This is a genomic window from Novosphingobium humi (assembly GCF_028607105.1).
Taxonomy (GTDB): Bacteria; Pseudomonadota; Alphaproteobacteria; order Sphingomonadales; family Sphingomonadaceae; genus Novosphingobium; species Novosphingobium humi.
Genome location: NZ_CP117418.1, coordinates 237608 through 253333 on the forward strand (window position 1 = coordinate 237608; position 15726 = coordinate 253333).

Annotated in this window: 13 protein-coding genes; 10 read left to right on the top strand and 3 right to left on the bottom strand. The window is 63.8% G+C overall.

What is annotated here, in order from left to right; translation table 11 throughout:
* Window positions 1-5 precede the first annotated feature (5 nt).
* Genes PQ457_RS17170 through PQ457_RS17185 form a run of 4 tightly spaced genes read left to right on the top strand, consistent with a single transcriptional unit; the run spans window position 6 to window position 4336 of the window.
* Window positions 6-1568, top strand: coding sequence for an acetolactate synthase large subunit (locus PQ457_RS17170; RefSeq protein ID WP_273620068.1), 1563 nt, complete (start codon window positions 6-8; stop codon window positions 1566-1568).
* Complete coding sequence (locus PQ457_RS17175) at window positions 1565-2311, top strand: SDR family NAD(P)-dependent oxidoreductase (RefSeq protein ID WP_273620069.1); 747 nt, start codon at window positions 1565-1567, stop codon at window positions 2309-2311. The genes PQ457_RS17170 and PQ457_RS17175 overlap by 4 nt, the downstream gene beginning before the upstream one ends.
* 31 nt (window positions 2312-2342) lie before the next feature.
* Complete coding sequence (locus PQ457_RS17180; protein WP_273620070.1) at window positions 2343-2888, top strand: cytochrome b; 546 nt, start codon at window positions 2343-2345, stop codon at window positions 2886-2888.
* A gap of 26 nt (window positions 2889-2914) precedes the next feature.
* Window positions 2915-4336 (top strand): NAD-dependent succinate-semialdehyde dehydrogenase, encoded by a 1422-nt coding sequence (locus tag PQ457_RS17185; RefSeq protein WP_273620071.1) that lies wholly within the window; start codon window positions 2915-2917, stop codon window positions 4334-4336.
* A gap of 61 nt (window positions 4337-4397) precedes the next feature.
* On the opposite strand, the gene PQ457_RS17190 is transcribed toward PQ457_RS17185, so the two are convergent.
* Window positions 4398-6107: an amidohydrolase gene (locus PQ457_RS17190; protein WP_273620072.1), complete on the bottom strand. Its 1710-nt coding sequence runs from the start codon at window positions 6105-6107 to the stop codon at window positions 4398-4400.
* Window positions 6108-6171: 64 nt separating this feature from the next.
* Entirely contained in the window at window positions 6172-8310 is a 2139-nt protein-coding gene (locus PQ457_RS17195; protein ID WP_273620073.1) for a TonB-dependent receptor, read from the bottom strand.
* A gap of 212 nt (window positions 8311-8522) precedes the next feature.
* Between PQ457_RS17195 and PQ457_RS17200 the strand changes: the two genes are divergently transcribed.
* The 3 genes from PQ457_RS17200 (at window position 8523) to PQ457_RS17210 (ending at window position 11191) form a co-directional block, all read left to right on the top strand.
* Entirely contained in the window at window positions 8523-9629 is a 1107-nt protein-coding gene (locus tag PQ457_RS17200) for a helix-turn-helix transcriptional regulator (RefSeq protein ID WP_273620074.1), read from the top strand.
* Between the two features lie 103 nt (window positions 9630-9732).
* Window positions 9733-10761 carry a beta propeller repeat protein gene (locus PQ457_RS17205; protein ID WP_273620075.1) on the top strand — a complete coding sequence of 343 codons (1029 nt, stop codon included), beginning with the start codon at window positions 9733-9735 and terminating at the stop codon, window positions 10759-10761.
* Window positions 10748-11191 (top strand): VOC family protein, encoded by a 444-nt coding sequence (locus PQ457_RS17210; RefSeq protein ID WP_273620076.1) that lies wholly within the window; start codon window positions 10748-10750, stop codon window positions 11189-11191. Before PQ457_RS17205 ends, PQ457_RS17210 begins: the two co-directional genes overlap by 14 nt.
* Here the strand turns inward: PQ457_RS17210 and PQ457_RS17215 are convergent.
* On the bottom strand, window positions 11130-12212 hold the full coding sequence (locus PQ457_RS17215) for an AraC family transcriptional regulator (RefSeq protein ID WP_273620077.1): 1083 nt from the start codon (window positions 12210-12212) through the stop codon (window positions 11130-11132). The genes PQ457_RS17210 and PQ457_RS17215 overlap by 62 nt on opposite strands.
* Window positions 12213-12353: 141 nt before the next feature.
* On the opposite strand from PQ457_RS17215, the gene PQ457_RS17220 reads away from it, so the two are divergent.
* From PQ457_RS17220 to PQ457_RS17230, 3 genes are read left to right on the top strand one after another with little or no spacing between them, the layout of a single operon-like run.
* Window positions 12354-13685: a glutamine synthetase family protein gene (locus tag PQ457_RS17220; protein ID WP_273620078.1), complete on the top strand. Its 1332-nt coding sequence runs from the start codon at window positions 12354-12356 to the stop codon at window positions 13683-13685.
* Between the two features lie 4 nt (window positions 13686-13689).
* Window positions 13690-14439 (top strand): type 1 glutamine amidotransferase, encoded by a 750-nt coding sequence (locus PQ457_RS17225; protein WP_273620079.1) that lies wholly within the window; start codon window positions 13690-13692, stop codon window positions 14437-14439.
* The gene (locus tag PQ457_RS17230) at window positions 14436-15698 is read left to right on the top strand and encodes a cytochrome P450 (RefSeq protein WP_273620080.1); all 1263 of its coding nucleotides are present in this window, start codon (window positions 14436-14438) and stop codon (window positions 15696-15698) included. The genes PQ457_RS17225 and PQ457_RS17230 overlap by 4 nt, the downstream gene beginning before the upstream one ends.
* Window positions 15699-15726: the final 28 nt, after the last annotated feature.

Sequence of the window (15726 nt, forward strand, 5' to 3'; positions counted from 1 at the left end):
GGAGCATGGGTCAGGTGAGCAAGATTGAGGAAAATGGCGCGGTTGCCCTGTTGCGGACACTTCGTCTGGGCGGCGCGCGTATCTGCTTTGCCAATCCGGGCACGACTGAACTGACCATGGTGCGCGCCATGGCCGATGTGCCCGAACTCAAGACCGTGCTTTGCCTGTTCGAGGGTGTGGCCACGGGGGCCGCCGATGGCTATTCGCGCGTTTCGGGCGAAGTGGCGCTGACCCTGCTGCATCTGGGGCCGGGTTTTGCCAATGGCATCGCCAATCTGCACAATGCCCGGCGTGCTCATTCGCGCATCGTCAATCTGATCGGCGATCATGCCACGTGGCATCTGGCCTATGACGCGCCGCTGACCTCCGACATACGCTCGCTCGCCTCGCCCGTGTCGGTGCAGGTGATCTATACCAGCGATGCCGCGCAATTGGGCAAGGATGCCGCGCGGGGGCTGCGCGCGGCGCGCGTGGCGCCCGGCGCGATCACCACGCTGGTTTTGCCCACCGATGTGATGGATGCGCCCGCCGTTTCGGATCAGCCCCAGGATCTGGGCGATACGGCGCCCGTGGCGGCCCCGGCCGACCGGATCGCCGGGGTTGCGCAAAACCTGCGCGGCGAGGGGGCCAAGGTGCTCTTGCTGGGCGGCAATGCGCTGGGCGAGGCGGGCATTCGCGCGGCGGAAAAGGTGGCGCGCCGCACCGGCGCCCGCATCCTGATGGAGCCTTATCCCGCCATTGTCACGCTGGGCGGCGGCCTGCCCCGTGTCGAGCGGCAGGCCTATTTCCCCGATGATGTTATTCGCCAATTGGGCGAGGCCACCGTCGTTCTGGTGGGCGCACGTATGCCGATCAGCTATTTTGGCTATGAAGGCTTTCCCAGCCAACTGGTCCCCAATGAACGGCTCTCGCTGTTGACCGAGGCGGGCGAGGACGGGGCCGCCGCGTTGGAGGCGCTGGCCGTGCTGCTCGATGAACCGGAGGGTGAATTGCCCGCGCTGCCCCCGGTTCCGCCCGCGCCCGTCGGCCTCAATGCCGATGCGGTGGTCGAGGCGCTGCTGCCGCGCCTGCCGCATGATGCGATCATTTCGCTCGAAGGTTCGACCCTTGGCGGCCCGTGGCTGCGCGAGGCGCATCGCGGCCCCCGCCACCGGGTGATGACCAACACCGGCGGCGCCATCGGTCAGGGCCTGCCCTGCGCGCTGGGGGCGGCTCTGGCTGCGCCGGGGCGGCGGGTGGTCAGTCTGCAATCGGACGGATCGGCGCAATATACGGTCCAGTCGCTGTGGACCATGGCGCATGAAAAGCTGCCCATCACGATCATCATTGCGGCCAACCACCGCTATGGCATCCTGCAGACCGAACTGCGCCGCGCGCAGGCCGATCTGGCCCATCCCGCGATCGCGGGCATGACGGTGCTGGACGATCCGGCCACCGACTGGGTGGCGCTGGCCAAGGCCTATGGCGTTCCTGCGCTGCGCGTGACCGAGGCGGAGCAATTGGGCGAGGCGCTGGATCAGGGTCTGGCCTGCGATGGGCCGATGCTGATCGCGGTGGAATTGCCGTGAGCCGGGTCGCGCTTGTCACCGGGGGCAGCGGCGGGATTGCGCCGGGCATTGTCCAAAGGCTGGTGGCCGATGGATGGCAGGTGTTCATCACCGCGCGCCGCGCCGATCCGCTGGAAACGGCGGCGCGGCAACTGGGGGCGCATGCCATCACTTCGGACGCCACCGATGCCCAGAGCGTGCGCGAACTGGCCCGGCAGGTGGGTGGGATCGACCTGCTGGTCAATGTCGCGGCCAGCAGCACGCCCATCGGCGGGGCCATCGAAACGGTGGATGTCGATGCCTTGATGGGTGATCTGGACACCAAGGTCGGCGGCTATCTGCGCTATATTCAGGCCTTTGCGCCGGGCATGCGGCAAAGGGGCGGGGGCGCGATCGTCAATATCGGCGGCCTGACCGGGCGCTCGTCGGACACGTTGAGCGGTTTGCGCAATGCTGCGATCAGCCATTTCACCAAGGTGCTGGGCGATCAGCTTGGCCCCGACGGGATCAGGGTCAACACGATCCACCCCGGCATTGTGGCCAGCCCGCATCTGGTCGAACTGTTTGATGAAATGGCCCATGAACGGGGCGTAACGGCCGCGCAGGTCGAGGCCGATTTTGTCGCGCAGGTTCCGACGCGGCGGGTCATTGATCCGGGCGAAATCGGCGATCTGGTGGTATTTCTGGCCGGGCCGGGCGCTCGCTCGATCAATGGCGAATCCATCGCGCTGGACGGCGGATATTCGCGCGGCATCTATCTTTGACCCGATGAACCCAAAGAAAGGCATCGCAACCATGGAGCCAGTAACCCGCTATCCCCTCGCCATGCGTGTGCTGCACTGGCTGCGCGCCTTGCTGATCCTTGGGCTGATCGCGGTCGGCTTCACGATGACCTCGCTGCCCGATACGGCCACGGTCAAGTTCACCACGCTCTATCCGATGCACAAGGAATTTGGCGTGCTGGTCTGGCTGGTGGTGGTGGTGCAATTGGCGATCCGTCGGCAAAGCCGTCTGCCGCTTCCTCCTGTCGGGCTGAAGCCGTGGGAGGCACGTCTCTCGCATGGCGTGCATATCGCCATGCTGGGGCTGGCCTTCGTTGTGCCGCTGATGGGCTATGGCATGTCGGCAAGCTTTACGCAGAGTGATGGCGTTCCCTTCTTCGGTTTCGAAGTGCCTGAACTTCTGCCCAAGAATGACCATGCTTTTGCGGTGTTTCAACTGCTGCACAAAGTGCTGGCCTACACATTGCTTGGGCTGGTGGCGCTTCATGTGGCCGGTGTTTTCAAACATCGGTTTCTGGATGCCGATAAAGCCAATGATGTTCTTCCCCGGATGCTGTGAAGGCTTCCCCCTATAAAGACAGAAACATGATACAGGCGATTAATTATATTGAGCAGTCCCTGCGCGATTCTGATGGCATTCAGGTTACCAACCCGGCCACCGGCGAACTCATCGCCTCGATCCGGTCGTGGAGCGTGGCGGATGTGTCCGGGGCGATCGACCGGGCCGATCGGCTGCGCCCGGCATGGGCCGCGATGACGGCGCAGGAGCGCGCAACGATCCTGCTGAAATGGTATAATCTCATCTTGGCCAATGAGGATGTGCTGGCCGAAGTGGTGACGGTGGAGGCGGGCAAGCCGCTGGCCGAGGCCTTGGCCGAGGTGCGCTATGGCGCGGCCTATGTCCAATGGTATGCCGAGGAAGGCAAGCGCGCCTATGGCGAGGTCATCCCGAGTTTTGCGCGGGACCGCCGCGTTTTGACCCTGCGTCAGCCGGTGGGCACCTGCACGGCGATCACGCCCTGGAACTTTCCGGTGGCGATGATCACCCGCAAGGTTGCGCCCGCCCTGGCGGCGGGCTGCTCCATCGTGGTCAAACCGGCCGAGGCCACGCCGCTCTCGGCGCTGGTGCTCGAACAGCTGGCGATCCGCGCAGGCGTGCCCGAGGGCCTGTTTGCCGTGACGCCCTCGCACCATTCGGCGGCGGTGGGGCAATTGTTCTGCACCCATCCCAAAGTGCGCAAGCTCAGCTTTACCGGATCGACCCGCGTGGGCAAGATCCTGATGGCGCAGGCCGCCGATCAGGTGCTGCGTCTCAGCCTTGAGCTGGGCGGCAATGCGCCGTTGATCGTGATGGACGATGCCGATCTGGATCGCGCGGTGCGCGGCGTGATGGATGCCAAATTCCGCAATGCCGGGCAGACCTGCGTTTGCGCCAACCGCATCCTTGTCCATGACGGGGTGCATGATGCCTTTGTCGAAAAGCTGGCGGCGGCGGTGTCCGCGCTCAGGGTGGGCAATGGGCTGCTGGCCGATACGCAGATCGGTCCGCTGATTTCGCCGAAAGAGGCGCAGCGTGTGTCGCAACTGGTGGATGATGCGGTGGCGCGGGGCGCCACGGTGGCGGCGCAGGCGCAAGGCGCGCCCGCCGAATCCGCTTTTGCCGCGCCACGTGTGGTAACGGGCGTCACGCCCGATATGGATCTGGCCAGCGGCGAGATTTTCGGCCCCGTCGCCCCCGTCATCCGCTTCGCCAGTGAGGAGGAAGCCATCGCGCTCGCCAATGATACGCCTTACGGTCTGGCAGCCTATCTCTTCACCGGCGATATGGGCCGGGCATGGCGGATGATGGAGGCGCTGGAATATGGCATGGTGGCGATCAATGATGGCCGCCTGTCCAGCGAGGTGGCGCCCTTTGGCGGGGTGAAACAGTCCGGCTTTGGCCGCGAGGGTTCGGCCCATGGGCTGATGGAATATATGGAAATCAAATATGCGATGATGGGCCTTTGATCCGGCCTCACGCTTTGCAGCAGGACGGGCGCCGGGATCACACCCCGGCGCCCGTTTTGTCTTATGGCTTTGCCGAATAGACCTCCTTGCCCGCGATCACCGTGCGCAGAACCTTGGTGGCATGGATTTCACGCGGGGGGATGGCGAAAATGTCGCGGTCGATGACAATGAGGTCCGCCTGACGACCCGGCTCCAGCATCCCCACCTTGTCGCCCACGCCCAGTTGCATCGCCGCCGATACCGTCATCATCTTCAGGGCCTCGGCCACGCTGACCTTTTGCGAGGGCGCAAGGGAGGTGGCACCACCTCCCGGCGCCTCACGCGTGACCAGCGTTTCGATCGCCACCCATGGCGACATCGAAGGCACCACCGGCCAGTCGGACCCGATCACCACCCGCGCCCCCGCATCCAGCGCCTCGCGCACGGGGGTAAAGCGGGCCATGCGCTCGGCGCCGACCGTGTGGTAAAGATCCTGAACCGGCGGGCTGGGGAACCAGATATAGGGCGAGAATTCAAACGTGGCGCCCAGATCGCGCGCGCGGCCGATATCGGCGGGCAGGACGAAATTGCCGTGGGCGATTTCATGATGCGGGCCATAGGCGCCGTTGGCCTTGCGCGCGGCGGCTATTGCATCCAGCGCGGCATGGACCGAGGCATCGCCCGCCGCATGCAGCTTTACCGTCAACCCCGCCGCATCATAGCGTGTCAGGCGCTGCGCTATCGCTTCTGGCGCAATCATGAGCGATCCCTTGGCGCGGCTTGCGTCGCCAAAGGCGGCGGCATCGGCATAGGGATCGTGCATGGCGGCGGTGTGGGATTCGGTGGGAACGCCATCGAGGATCATCTTGACGCAGGAAACATCCAGCCCCGGTCTGGCATAAAGATGGCGCTGGGCGATCAGGCCCTGATCGCTGTCCCACATGCAGGTGCGCACATGCTGGGCCAGACCGCCCGCATCGGACAGGGCGGCATAGGCGCGGGCATTGGCCGTGGCCATCAGCGCTTCTTCATAGGCGGTGATGCCTTGGGCCAGCATCGCCTGCGTGGCATGGCGCAGGGCCGCCACACGGTCCTCGTCGCTGGGCGATGGCACCTTGTTGAGCAGCATGATGGCGGCATTTTCGCGCAGGACGCCGGTAGGTTCGCCCTTGCTGTCGCGCTCGATCACGCCGCCTGCCGGATTGGGCGTGTTGCGATCAATGCCTGCCGCCGCCAAGGCCGCCGAATTGACCCAGACGCTGTGCAGGCTGATGTCATGCAGCACGACCGGCACTTTGGGCGCGACGGCGTCCAGAATCCGGCGATGCGGCGCTACCTTGCCCAGCGAGGAGGCGTCCCATTGCCCGCCCACAACCCATGCGCCGGGCCTGGCCGCCCCGACGCAGACCTTGACGGCGGCGACCACCACCGGGGCGGCGGACCCTTGGGGAAAGGCGCATTCGCGCGCGTGTAATCCTGCGTCCACCGCATGGACATGCATGTCGATCAGTCCGGGCAAAACCGTTTTGCCGCCCAGATCCACCACGCGCGTGGCGGCGGCGGTGTGGGCCTTCATCTGCGCCGCATTGCCGATGGCCAGAATGGTGCCTTGGCCGATGGCAAGGGCGGTCTGCCAGCCATCGGGCGTGGCGATATGGCCGTTGATATAGATGGTTTCGGCCGGGGCAGGGGCGGGCGGCGTGATGGCATCCTGAAACTGGGCCAAGGCGGGGGTGGCCATGGCGGTGGCCAGCAGGGCCGCCATGGCGCGGGCGATCAGACGTGAAGGCATGGAAATATCCCTGAAACAGCGGGCGCGGCATGCCGGAGAATTCCCGCAAGCCGCGCCCTGTGCGTTAGAATTTGGCGCCCAGTTCGATCCCAAAGGTGCGCGGCGGCGCCCAGCGGTCCAGTCGCTCGGAAAAGGGCGCGAGATAGAAGGAGTAATCCCGATAGCGCTTGTCGAACATGTTGCGGGCAAACAGCGCGACCGAGAGGTGATCCTGCGCAAAGCTGTAGGCAAGGCGGCCATTGGCCAGCAGATAGCCCGGAAGATTGCCGTCCGCGGTATTGGTGGCTTCAAAATAGGTGCTGCTGTGCCAGTTAACGTCAATCCGCCCGGTCAGCCGGCCCGCGCCGATGTCCTGACCGACCTGCGCGCCGGCATTGAGCGAGAAGCGCGGGACAAAGGGCAGGCGGTTGCCCGCGCAATTGGTGGCGGGCGCACAGCCGGGGAAATCGGCATAGGTGGCATCGGTATAGCCCGCGCCAAGGTTCAGTTCGACCGCGCGCACGGGCTTGGCGGTCACTTCCACCTCAAAGCCCTTGATTTTGGCCGCCGCCGCATTGCGGATCTGGAAGGCGGCGCCCACCAGTGCGGAAACCTGAAGGTCCTTGTAATCGGTGTAGAAGGCCGCCGCATTGATGCGCAATTTGTGGCCCAACAGGTCGGACTTGATGCCCGCCTCATAGGACCATGCGTTTTCCGGGCCAAAGCTGATGTTGGTGTCGCCCACGATGTCGGGGTTGAACCCGCCGCTTTTGAACCCGCGCGCGATGCTGGCGTAGATCCGGGTATCGGCCACCAGTTGATAGCTGATGCTGGCATTGCCCGAAACATTGGTGTCGCGGCGGTGCAATTGGGCCGAAAGATTGGGCAAGGGAACAAAGGACGAGTTGGTCTGGTTGAACACCAGATCTTTGGTTTCCAGATTATAGCGCAGCCCGCCGCTGATGGTCAGGCCCGGCAAAGGGCGCCAGTTGCCGCTGGCAAAAGCGGCGAAGGCGTCGGTCTTGAGGGTGGAAATGCTCGAAATCGTGCCGAAAAACGCGCCCGGCCCCGGAGGCCCAAGCGCCACTGTCGAGCGGTTGGAATCGGCGTCCTGATGCAGGTAATAGAGGCCCAGCAGGTAATCCGCGCGGCCGCTGGTGGGCGAGGCGAGGCGTAGTTCCTGCGTGAACTGTTTGGCGCCATCCTGAAAATCGGAATAGGACAGCGGGATCGGGCGCGAGTCATTGTCGACGATCAGCCGCGAGCGGTTGTCGCCATAAGCGCTGATCGAGGTGATCGTATAGGCGCCCAGATGCCAGTCGATGTTGAGATTGGCGCTCCAGATGTCGCGGCTTTGCAGGCTGGGGTGGTCCTGCGACACGGTATAGGGATCGGTGTAATAGCCCGGCAGGCCCGCAAGGCCGCCCGCCGTGTTGCCGGCCGGTTGGCCCAGGATCATGCGGTCAGCCTGTTTCAGCCAGCTTCCCGTCAGTGCGATGTCGAGCGAGGGGGAAGGTTGCCAGAGCAGCCCGCCGCGCAGCGATTTGCGGTTGAGATTGTTGACCTTGGAATGGTCGTAAAGATTGGTGATATAGCCATCCCGGCTCGCAATCGAACCGGCCAGCTTGATGCCCAGCTTGTCCGTGACGATGGGCGTGGTGGCAAACAGGCTGGCTTCGGCAAGGCCCAGATTGCCCACCGCCACCTTGCCCTCGGCAATGGTGCGATCAAGGCTGGGCTTGCGGGTGGTGATGTTGATGGCGCCCGCCGTGGTGTTGCGGCCAAACAGGGTGCCCTGCGGCCCGCGCAAAACCTCCAGCGTGGCGATATCGGGCAATTCCTGATCCGCGCCGCTGGGCCGCACGGTCAGCACGCCATCGACATAGACGCCAAGCCCGCTGTCGAAACCGATGTTGCGCGTTTGCGACACCACGCCGCGAATGCCGATCGCGCCGAGCACCGCGCCGCCGCCATCCTGCGACATATTGGGCACCGATGCGACGAGATCCGTCACCCGGTTGACGCTGCGCTCGGCCAGACCGGCGCCGGTCAACGCGGTGATGGAAATCGGCACGCTCTGGACATTTTCCTGCCTTTTGCGGGCCACCACCATGATCGTGTCCAGCCCGCCCCCCTTGTCCGCGGGCGGCGCGGCATTCTGCGCCTGTGCGGGCGTGGTGGCGCAGGCGCAGATCGCCAAGGCCAATATGCTTGTTTTCCCCATTGCTTATGCTCCCAGAGAGTCTGTTGCTCTGGCGGCATGGTGATGCGGGTCGATCCGGGAGGCATCACCCATTTACGGTATTGTGTGACAAATATTTGCAAAAATAATGGAGATATTTACATAATTGTTGCATCAATACGTAATGCTGCGGCTGCCCTTCCTGCGCGACTCAAGGCACCCGAAAGCAGCGGATCTGTCAGGGGAAACAGGTGATGGATGATGCCGGTATCCTGGGCCATCTCTATGGCGCGGCGCATGATTCCAGACGATTGACGATCGTTTTGGATGCCCTGCGCGACCGCACCGGCGCGGGCAGCGTCACCATCCATTGGTTTCATCGCCGAGCGGACCGTCTGCGCCATCGCTGGATGGTGGGATGTTCGCAAACGCCGGTCGATTTTTCGGATCTGGGCGCGATGGACGATATCAACCCGCGCACCATCGCCGCGCTCAATCCGGTACACAGCGGCGTGGTGATGCTCGAGGACAGCCATATTCCCGACATATTGAGCGATGAAGTTGCGCAATGGCAGAGGAGGCTGCGCCGGAGCGGGCTGGGCCATTTCATCGGCGCCCGCATGGCCATGGGCGAATTGGGAGAGGCCGGACTGGCCGTCCATGCCTCCCATGGCGGAATGGCGTTGGCGGCGGATTGCCGTGCGACGCTGACTGCCATGATGCCCCATGTCCGCGAGGTGCTGAAACTGTCGGTGGAAAATGCCCAGCGCGAACAGGAGCGCGAAAGCATGCGTCTCCTGATCGACCAGATGCGTTTGGGTGTGTTGTTCTGCAATCCATCCGGCTGGATCATCACGGCCAATGCTCTTGGCCAGAGGTGGATGAGGGATGCCGCTCTGGCCATGCCGGAACGTTGCGGTCCGGGCCATCGCGCCCGGCTGGTGGCGGGCGCGCGGGGGCTGCTGTTATCCGACAGGCCCGGCGAGATGCGCTGGACGACGCTGGAGGGGGACTGGCTGATCCGGGCCATGCCGCTGATGCAGAATGGTTTTGATACGATCCCGCAGCCGTTGGGCCGGCCCAGCCATGTCATCGTCGGTTGTGATGCCGACAGCCGGGTTTCTCCGACGCCTGGCGAACTGCTTTCCCTGTTCGGCGTGACGCGGGTGGAGGCTGAACTACTGGCGCATCTGTGCATGGGCGAGGATCTGAGGGCTTTTGCCCAAAGCCGCGGCGTTTCGATCCATACAGCGCGGACCCAGTTGAAACAGGTGATGGCCAAGACCCGCACGCACCGGCAAAGCGATCTGGTGCGTCTGGTGATGAACAGTCCGGCGGGGCTGTTCAGCTCGCCGCATTGAGACGGGAACCTCATTTTGACAACAATCAATTTATAATTCGATTAATTGTTGCATTGAAATCCCATTCCGGCGGAGGAGAAAGCGCCGGTCGGGGACTATATCCATGCAAAAGACGCTTTTGGTATCGACCGACGGACAGGCGATCATGCGCAGCCATGATGGCGGCACGAACTGGTATCGCATCAATGTGGGCCAGGATCTGGAATATGACGACTGCGTGCGCTGCCTGCTGGTGGACCCTCGCCAGAACGGGGCGATCTGGGCGGGCAGCGAGCGTGGCCTGTTCCGCAGCGAGGATTGCGGGGCGCATTGGCATCAGGTCGATTGTGCGCTCAATGGCTTTGCGGTGTGGAAACTGGCCGTTTCGGAAAGCAACCCGGATTACATGTATGCCGGAACCGGATCGCCCACCCGCGCGGCGTTTTTCCGCAGCACCGACGGCGGCAAGACGTGGGAGCAGACCGACCTTTTGATGCCCGAACGCTGCGCCGGGGTCAGTCGTCCGCGCATGCTGGCGCTGGCGGTCAATCCGCGCGATCCGCTCGATGTCTGGGTCGGCGTGGAGGCGGGAGGGCTGTTCCGCAGCCGCGATGGCGGCGATCATTGGCAGGCGATCCACCCGCAATGGCCCGAAAATGCGGGCAACACCGATATTCACTCGATCCTCATTCTGGACGCGCAGGTGCCGGTGGTTCTCGCGCTGGTGGTCAATGCGCTTTACCGCTCGGTCGATGATGGGCGGACATGGACGCGGTTTCATGCCCGCGAAACCTGGGGCCTGCGCTATGCCCGCGTGCTGATGCGCAAGCCGGGCAGCGATCGGGACGTCTTGATCGGCATAGGCGACGGCACGCCGGGCACGACCACGCTGATTCTGCAATCACGCGATGCGGGCGAAACATGGCAGAGCGCCGAATTGGCGGGTGATCCCAATTCCTGCCTCTGGGCCTTTGGCGCCCATCGGGCCGACCCGGACATGATGATGGCAGGCACGAAATTCGGCCATCTTTTCATCAGCGCCGATGGCGGCCGGCATTGGGCCAAACAGCGCCGCGAGTTCAGCGAGATCACCGATATGGCATGGCTGCCCGGCGTTCCGGCCCAATGGGATTTGCCCCATGAAACCCAATGATCCGCACGGGCCGATCCGCATCGCCGCCATTGCCCATATCCTGCTGTTCGTCCGGGATGCCGAGGCGTCGGCGCGTTGGTATTGCGATAGGCTAGGCATGAAAATCACCGCGCGCAGCCCCGATGGTCCCTATCGGGGCGCCATCTTTCTCTCCTTTGGTCAGAGCGATCACGATCTTGCGCTTTATAGCGCGCCGTTCGGCCAAACAGGGCGCGAATTGGGCGAAATCACTCTGGAATGGGATGCCGAGCCGCCGGATGTGGCGACCAGAATGGCCCTGTGGCGCCGCGAAGGGATGGCCGTGGAGGAAATTCGCAACGGCGAGGGTTTGACGGGTCTGCGCCTGCATGATCCCGATGGGCGGCCGATCAGCCTTGCCATCGGTTCCTGCGCCGCCATGCAAGAGGGGGCTCGCCCGTTTCGGCCATAAAGGCGCGGGTGAAACTGGCCGTTTCGCCATAACCAAGCCGACTGGCCACTTCCAGCACCGACAGGCCCGATTCCTGAAGCAGGCGGCAGGCCATGGCCGCCCGCTTTCGGCGCAGAATGCCACGAAAACTCACGCCTTCGCTGCGCAATTGGCGCCGCAGCGTATCGACGCTGGTGTCCAGCCGCGCGGCCACATCGCCAATGGTCACAGCCCGCGTGCCGATGATGCCCGAAAGTATCTGGTCCACCGTTTCACTCAGCGATGATGGCGCCGCATCGCGCCGGTCCATCAGCGCGATATAATGCCGCAGCATCGTTGCCAGCGTCGGGTCGGCGCGCGCCGTGGGGCGGGCCAGATCCGCCTCGTCCAGCACCAGCGCATTGGCCCTTTGTTCAAAATAGACCGGGCATCCGAAGAAACGCTCGTAATGGGCCAGATCGCCGACCCGCGCATGTTCAAAATAGACCTCGCGGGGGGCAAAGGCGCCATCGAGCGCCTGTCGGGCAAGATGATGGACATAGGCCAGCGAGAATTCCACATCGTGGCGGCGTGGGCGCATGTCCTCGTCGCTGATCGTATAGGTCAGCATGGGCGCACGAAGGCGTGAGAAGGCGAAGCTGGTCACGCCCTGAATGCTGAAAACGCTTTGTGAAAAGGCCTCCAGCCCCGCGCCCAGTGTGGGCGAGCAGAGCAGCACATAGCCGATCGGCCCGACCAGCCCCGGCCCCATCCGATCGGCCAGATCCAGCCCGAGCGTCGGCCTGCCGGTGTTTTGCGCCAGCCTGTCAAAAAGGCGCATGTAGGTGGCGAGCGGGATGGTCGGGGGCATGCCGTCCGCGCCGTTCTGGCCCGACAGGCTGTCAAGGCGCAGCCCCTCCACGGCCAGCAGGCGCGATGCCTCCAGCCTTGTCAGTCCGGCGGCATGAATGATGCCTTCCAGCACTTTGGCCTGAATCAGCGCGGGGGCCTGAATCAGCGCGGGCGCCTGAATGGGGGCAGGCGGGTGGAACGAAGAGCTCATGGCGAAGAATATCAAATTTCTGCATGAAAATATCAATAAATCGGCAGAGCGAATGATAGATTTTCCTCATTCAGAAAAATGGTGACCGGCCCCGCGCGGCATCGCGCATAGCGGCCGTCGATCACCGAAAAGGGGAAATCCATGACAGTTGCATCCGGTGATCGTTTTGTGACCGTGGCGGTGGTGGACACCAACGGTCTGCTGCGCGGGCAAAAGCTGGCGGCCGATGATCTGCCCGGCATTCTGGAAAACGGGGTGGGCATGTCGCCTGCGCAGCTCGCGCTCGATCCCACCGATGTCTTTCTCGACATGCCCGGCGTCACCGATGACAGCGCTGATTTCCATGACAGTCAATTGGCCGTGGATCGCGCCAGTCGCGTCACCATGCCCTTTGAGCGGCCCTGCGACAGCGGGCTTTATCTGGCCCAGTTCACCGGGGATGCGGCCGAGTTCTGTCCGCGCGGCCTGCTGGCCAAGGTGTTGGCGCGGGGTGCCCGGATGGGCATGCAGCCCCGCATCGGGTTCGAACTGGAATTCACGCTCTTCGATGAAACCCCGGCCAGCCTTGCCGCCAAGGGGTTCGAGGATCTGACCACGGCCACCGCCCATGCCAGCCATGACCTGCTCATCTATCAGGCGTTTCAGTCCGAATTCTATGGCGAGGTGGCCGATATGGCCCAGACTCTCGGCATCCGCCTGGGCAAGATGCATGAGGAAATCGGCGGCGGTTTCATGGAGGCCTGCGTCGGGCCGGGGCGGGCCGACGCCACCGCCGATCAGGCCGTGCTGCTCAAGAATTTTCTCAAGGTTCTGGCCATGCGGCGCGGGCAGACGGCCTGTTTCATGCCGCGCTGGTCGCTCGATGTCGACAGCCAGTCCTCGCATCTTCATCTCTCGCTGCTCGATGGCGAAGGGGCGCCGCTGTTCTGGGATGCGCAGCGGCCGGATCGCATGTCGGACACGTTTCGTCATTTCATCGGCGGGTTGCAGCGCTTCCTGCCCGAAGTGATGCTTTTGTTCGCGCCCACGGTGAACAGTTGGCGCCGCTTTGCCCCCGGCACTTTTGCCCCGCCCGCCTTCACATGGGGCATCGAAAACCGCACCACATGCCTGCGCGTGGTGGGCCATGGGCCGGGGTCAATCCGGGTGGAAAACCGGCTTCCCTGCGCCGATGCCAACCCGCAACTGGTGGCGGCGGCCTCCATTGCGGCGGGGCTGGCCGGGATTGCGGGCCGGATCGAACCGGGCGAGCAGACCATCGGCAATGGCTATGCCGCGCCGCCCGCCGATGCCGTACCCCTGCCCGATGGGATGGAGGCCGCGATTGCCGCGCTCGAAGGCTCCGCCTTTGCCCGCGAATGGCTGAGTGCACGTTTTGTCGAAACCTATTGCGCCACGCGCCGGGCGCAGCTCGCCCAATTCGCGGGCAAGACGCTGATCGATGAACGCCGCCGCTTTTTTGAATTGGGATAAGCGCATGATCTCGATAGGAATTCTGGAATGCGGGCGCAATCTTGAGCGCTGGCTGCCCGAACATGGCGGTTTTGCCGATTGGTTCCCCCCGCTTTTGGCGCAGGCCGATGATGACTGCGCCTTTCGCGTCTATGCCGCCATTGACGGCGAATTGCCGCAGGACCCGCGCCTGTGCGATGCGTGGCTGCTGACCGGCAGCCCGGCCAGTGTCTATGAGGACAGGCCATGGCAACAGGGGCTGACCCGCTTTGTGCAACAGGCGGTTGGCCTGCGCCCGGTGGTGGGCATCTGTTATGGGCATCAGCATTTGCATGCCGCACTGGGCGGGCGGGTCGGGCTGCATGAAAGCTGGGGCGTGGGCATCCATGCCTATGCGATTCAGACCATGCCCGAATGGCTGCCGCCCGAAATGGCCGTCCAAAGCGCCGAGGGGCTGCGCATGATCGCCCTGCACCGCGATCAGGTGGTGGAGCCTGCGCCCGGCACGACAGTGCTGGCCGCCAATGATCATTGCCCGCTGGCGATCACCAACATCGGCGCCAATGTCCTGACCATTCAGGCCCATCCGGAAATGACACGGGCGCAGGCCGCCGAAATCTATCGTCACCATTATCACGATATTGGCCCCGCCGCGGCGCAGGAGGCCATCGACAGCCTGCCCGGCGCGCTGGATGCCGCGCTGGCGGCGCATTGGATCATCGGTTTCATTCGCGCCCGCCTTGCCGCGCGCGACCACCAGGGAGATGCTGCATGATGGCGCAAGAGACCATCCCGACCACCCGCCTCGACCTGTCCGACGCCGGGATCTGGCACAAGGCGGTGCCTTATGAGGAATTTGCCCGAATGCGGCGCGAGGCGCCCGTGGCGTGGAACGAGCGCCATGACGGCCACAAGGGCTTTTGGGCCGTGGCCAGCCATGAGGCGATCATCGCGGTTTCGGCCGATACCGAAACCTACTCCTCGCGCCATGGCGTCATCAGTCTGGACGATTTTGACAGCGCGCAGAATGACGCCCGCCGAACCTTGCTGGAAATGGATGCGCCCCAGCATGGGCCGATGCGCAAGATCACCTTTTCGGGCTTTTCGCCAAAGGGGATCAGCCATCTGGAAACCGCGATCCGCGCCAAGGCTGTCAGCCTGCTCGAAGGGCTGGTCGATGCCGGGCCGTTTGATGCGGTTTCGCTCTTGTCGAAACAATTGCCGATCTCGACCCTATGCTCATTGCTGGGCGTTCCGGCAGGGCGGCAGGAGGACATGATCCGCTGGAGCGATCTGCTGATCGGTTCGGATGATCCCGATTTCCTCGATCCGGCCTATGCCGATTTCCCGGAAGATGAGCGGCGCATGCTGCCCTTTGGCCATCCGGCCTCGCTCGATGCCTTTGCCATGGGGCGCGATCTGGCAGAGGCGCGCAGGATATCGCCGCAAAATGATGTGGTTTCCGTTCTGGCCAATGCCACGGTGGACGGACGCCCGCTGACCGACAATGAATTCTGCAATTACTTCCTGATGCTGGTGGTGGCGGGTAATGAGACGACGCGCCATTCCATCTCGCACGGGCTCAAGGCGCTGGCCGACAATCCGGGCGAATGGGCGCGTTTTCGCGCCGATGCGCTCAATCCGCGTCTGGCCACCGGCGAAATCGTGCGCTGGGCCAGCCCGGTGTTTTTTGTGCGCCGGGTGGCGATGCGCGATGCCCATTTGATGGGGGCCAACATCCGCGCCGGTGACAAGGTGGCGATGTATTTCATCTCGGGCAACCGGGACGAAGCCTATTTCGACCAGCCCGACCGCTTCATCATCGACCGGGCGCAAAATCCGCATATGGCCTTTGGCAAAGGCGGCCCGCATTATTGTCTGGGCAATCATGTGGCCCAATTGCAGATCCGCATCCTCTTGGAGGAAATGGCCTTGCGCGTGGCGCGGATCGAGGTGGAGGGGCCAATGGACCGGCTGCGCAGCAACCATGTCCATGGCGTGAAATCACTGCCGATCAGCCTGCACAGCGCATGATCGAAAAAAGGCCGGGGCATCCACCCCG

Coding starts and splice junctions, on each gene's coding strand:
- PQ457_RS17210 (WP_273620076.1), top strand. CDS start 10,748: ATGAAACCCAATGATCCGCACGGGCCGATCCGCATCGCCGCCATTGCC.
- PQ457_RS17230 (WP_273620080.1), top strand. CDS start 14,436: ATGATGGCGCAAGAGACCATCCCGACCACCCGCCTCGACCTGTCCGAC.
- PQ457_RS17220 (WP_273620078.1), top strand. CDS start 12,354: ATGACAGTTGCATCCGGTGATCGTTTTGTGACCGTGGCGGTGGTGGAC.
- PQ457_RS17225 (WP_273620079.1), top strand. CDS start 13,690: ATGATCTCGATAGGAATTCTGGAATGCGGGCGCAATCTTGAGCGCTGG.
- PQ457_RS17170 (WP_273620068.1), top strand. CDS start 6: ATGGGTCAGGTGAGCAAGATTGAGGAAAATGGCGCGGTTGCCCTGTTG.
- PQ457_RS17215 (WP_273620077.1), bottom strand. CDS start 12,212: ATGAGCTCTTCGTTCCACCCGCCTGCCCCCATTCAGGCGCCCGCGCTG.
- PQ457_RS17185 (WP_273620071.1), top strand. CDS start 2,915: ATGATACAGGCGATTAATTATATTGAGCAGTCCCTGCGCGATTCTGAT.
- PQ457_RS17195 (WP_273620073.1), bottom strand. CDS start 8,310: ATGGGGAAAACAAGCATATTGGCCTTGGCGATCTGCGCCTGCGCCACC.
- PQ457_RS17205 (WP_273620075.1), top strand. CDS start 9,733: ATGCAAAAGACGCTTTTGGTATCGACCGACGGACAGGCGATCATGCGC.
- PQ457_RS17200 (WP_273620074.1), top strand. CDS start 8,523: ATGGATGATGCCGGTATCCTGGGCCATCTCTATGGCGCGGCGCATGAT.
- PQ457_RS17180 (WP_273620070.1), top strand. CDS start 2,343: ATGGAGCCAGTAACCCGCTATCCCCTCGCCATGCGTGTGCTGCACTGG.
- PQ457_RS17190 (WP_273620072.1), bottom strand. CDS start 6,107: ATGCCTTCACGTCTGATCGCCCGCGCCATGGCGGCCCTGCTGGCCACC.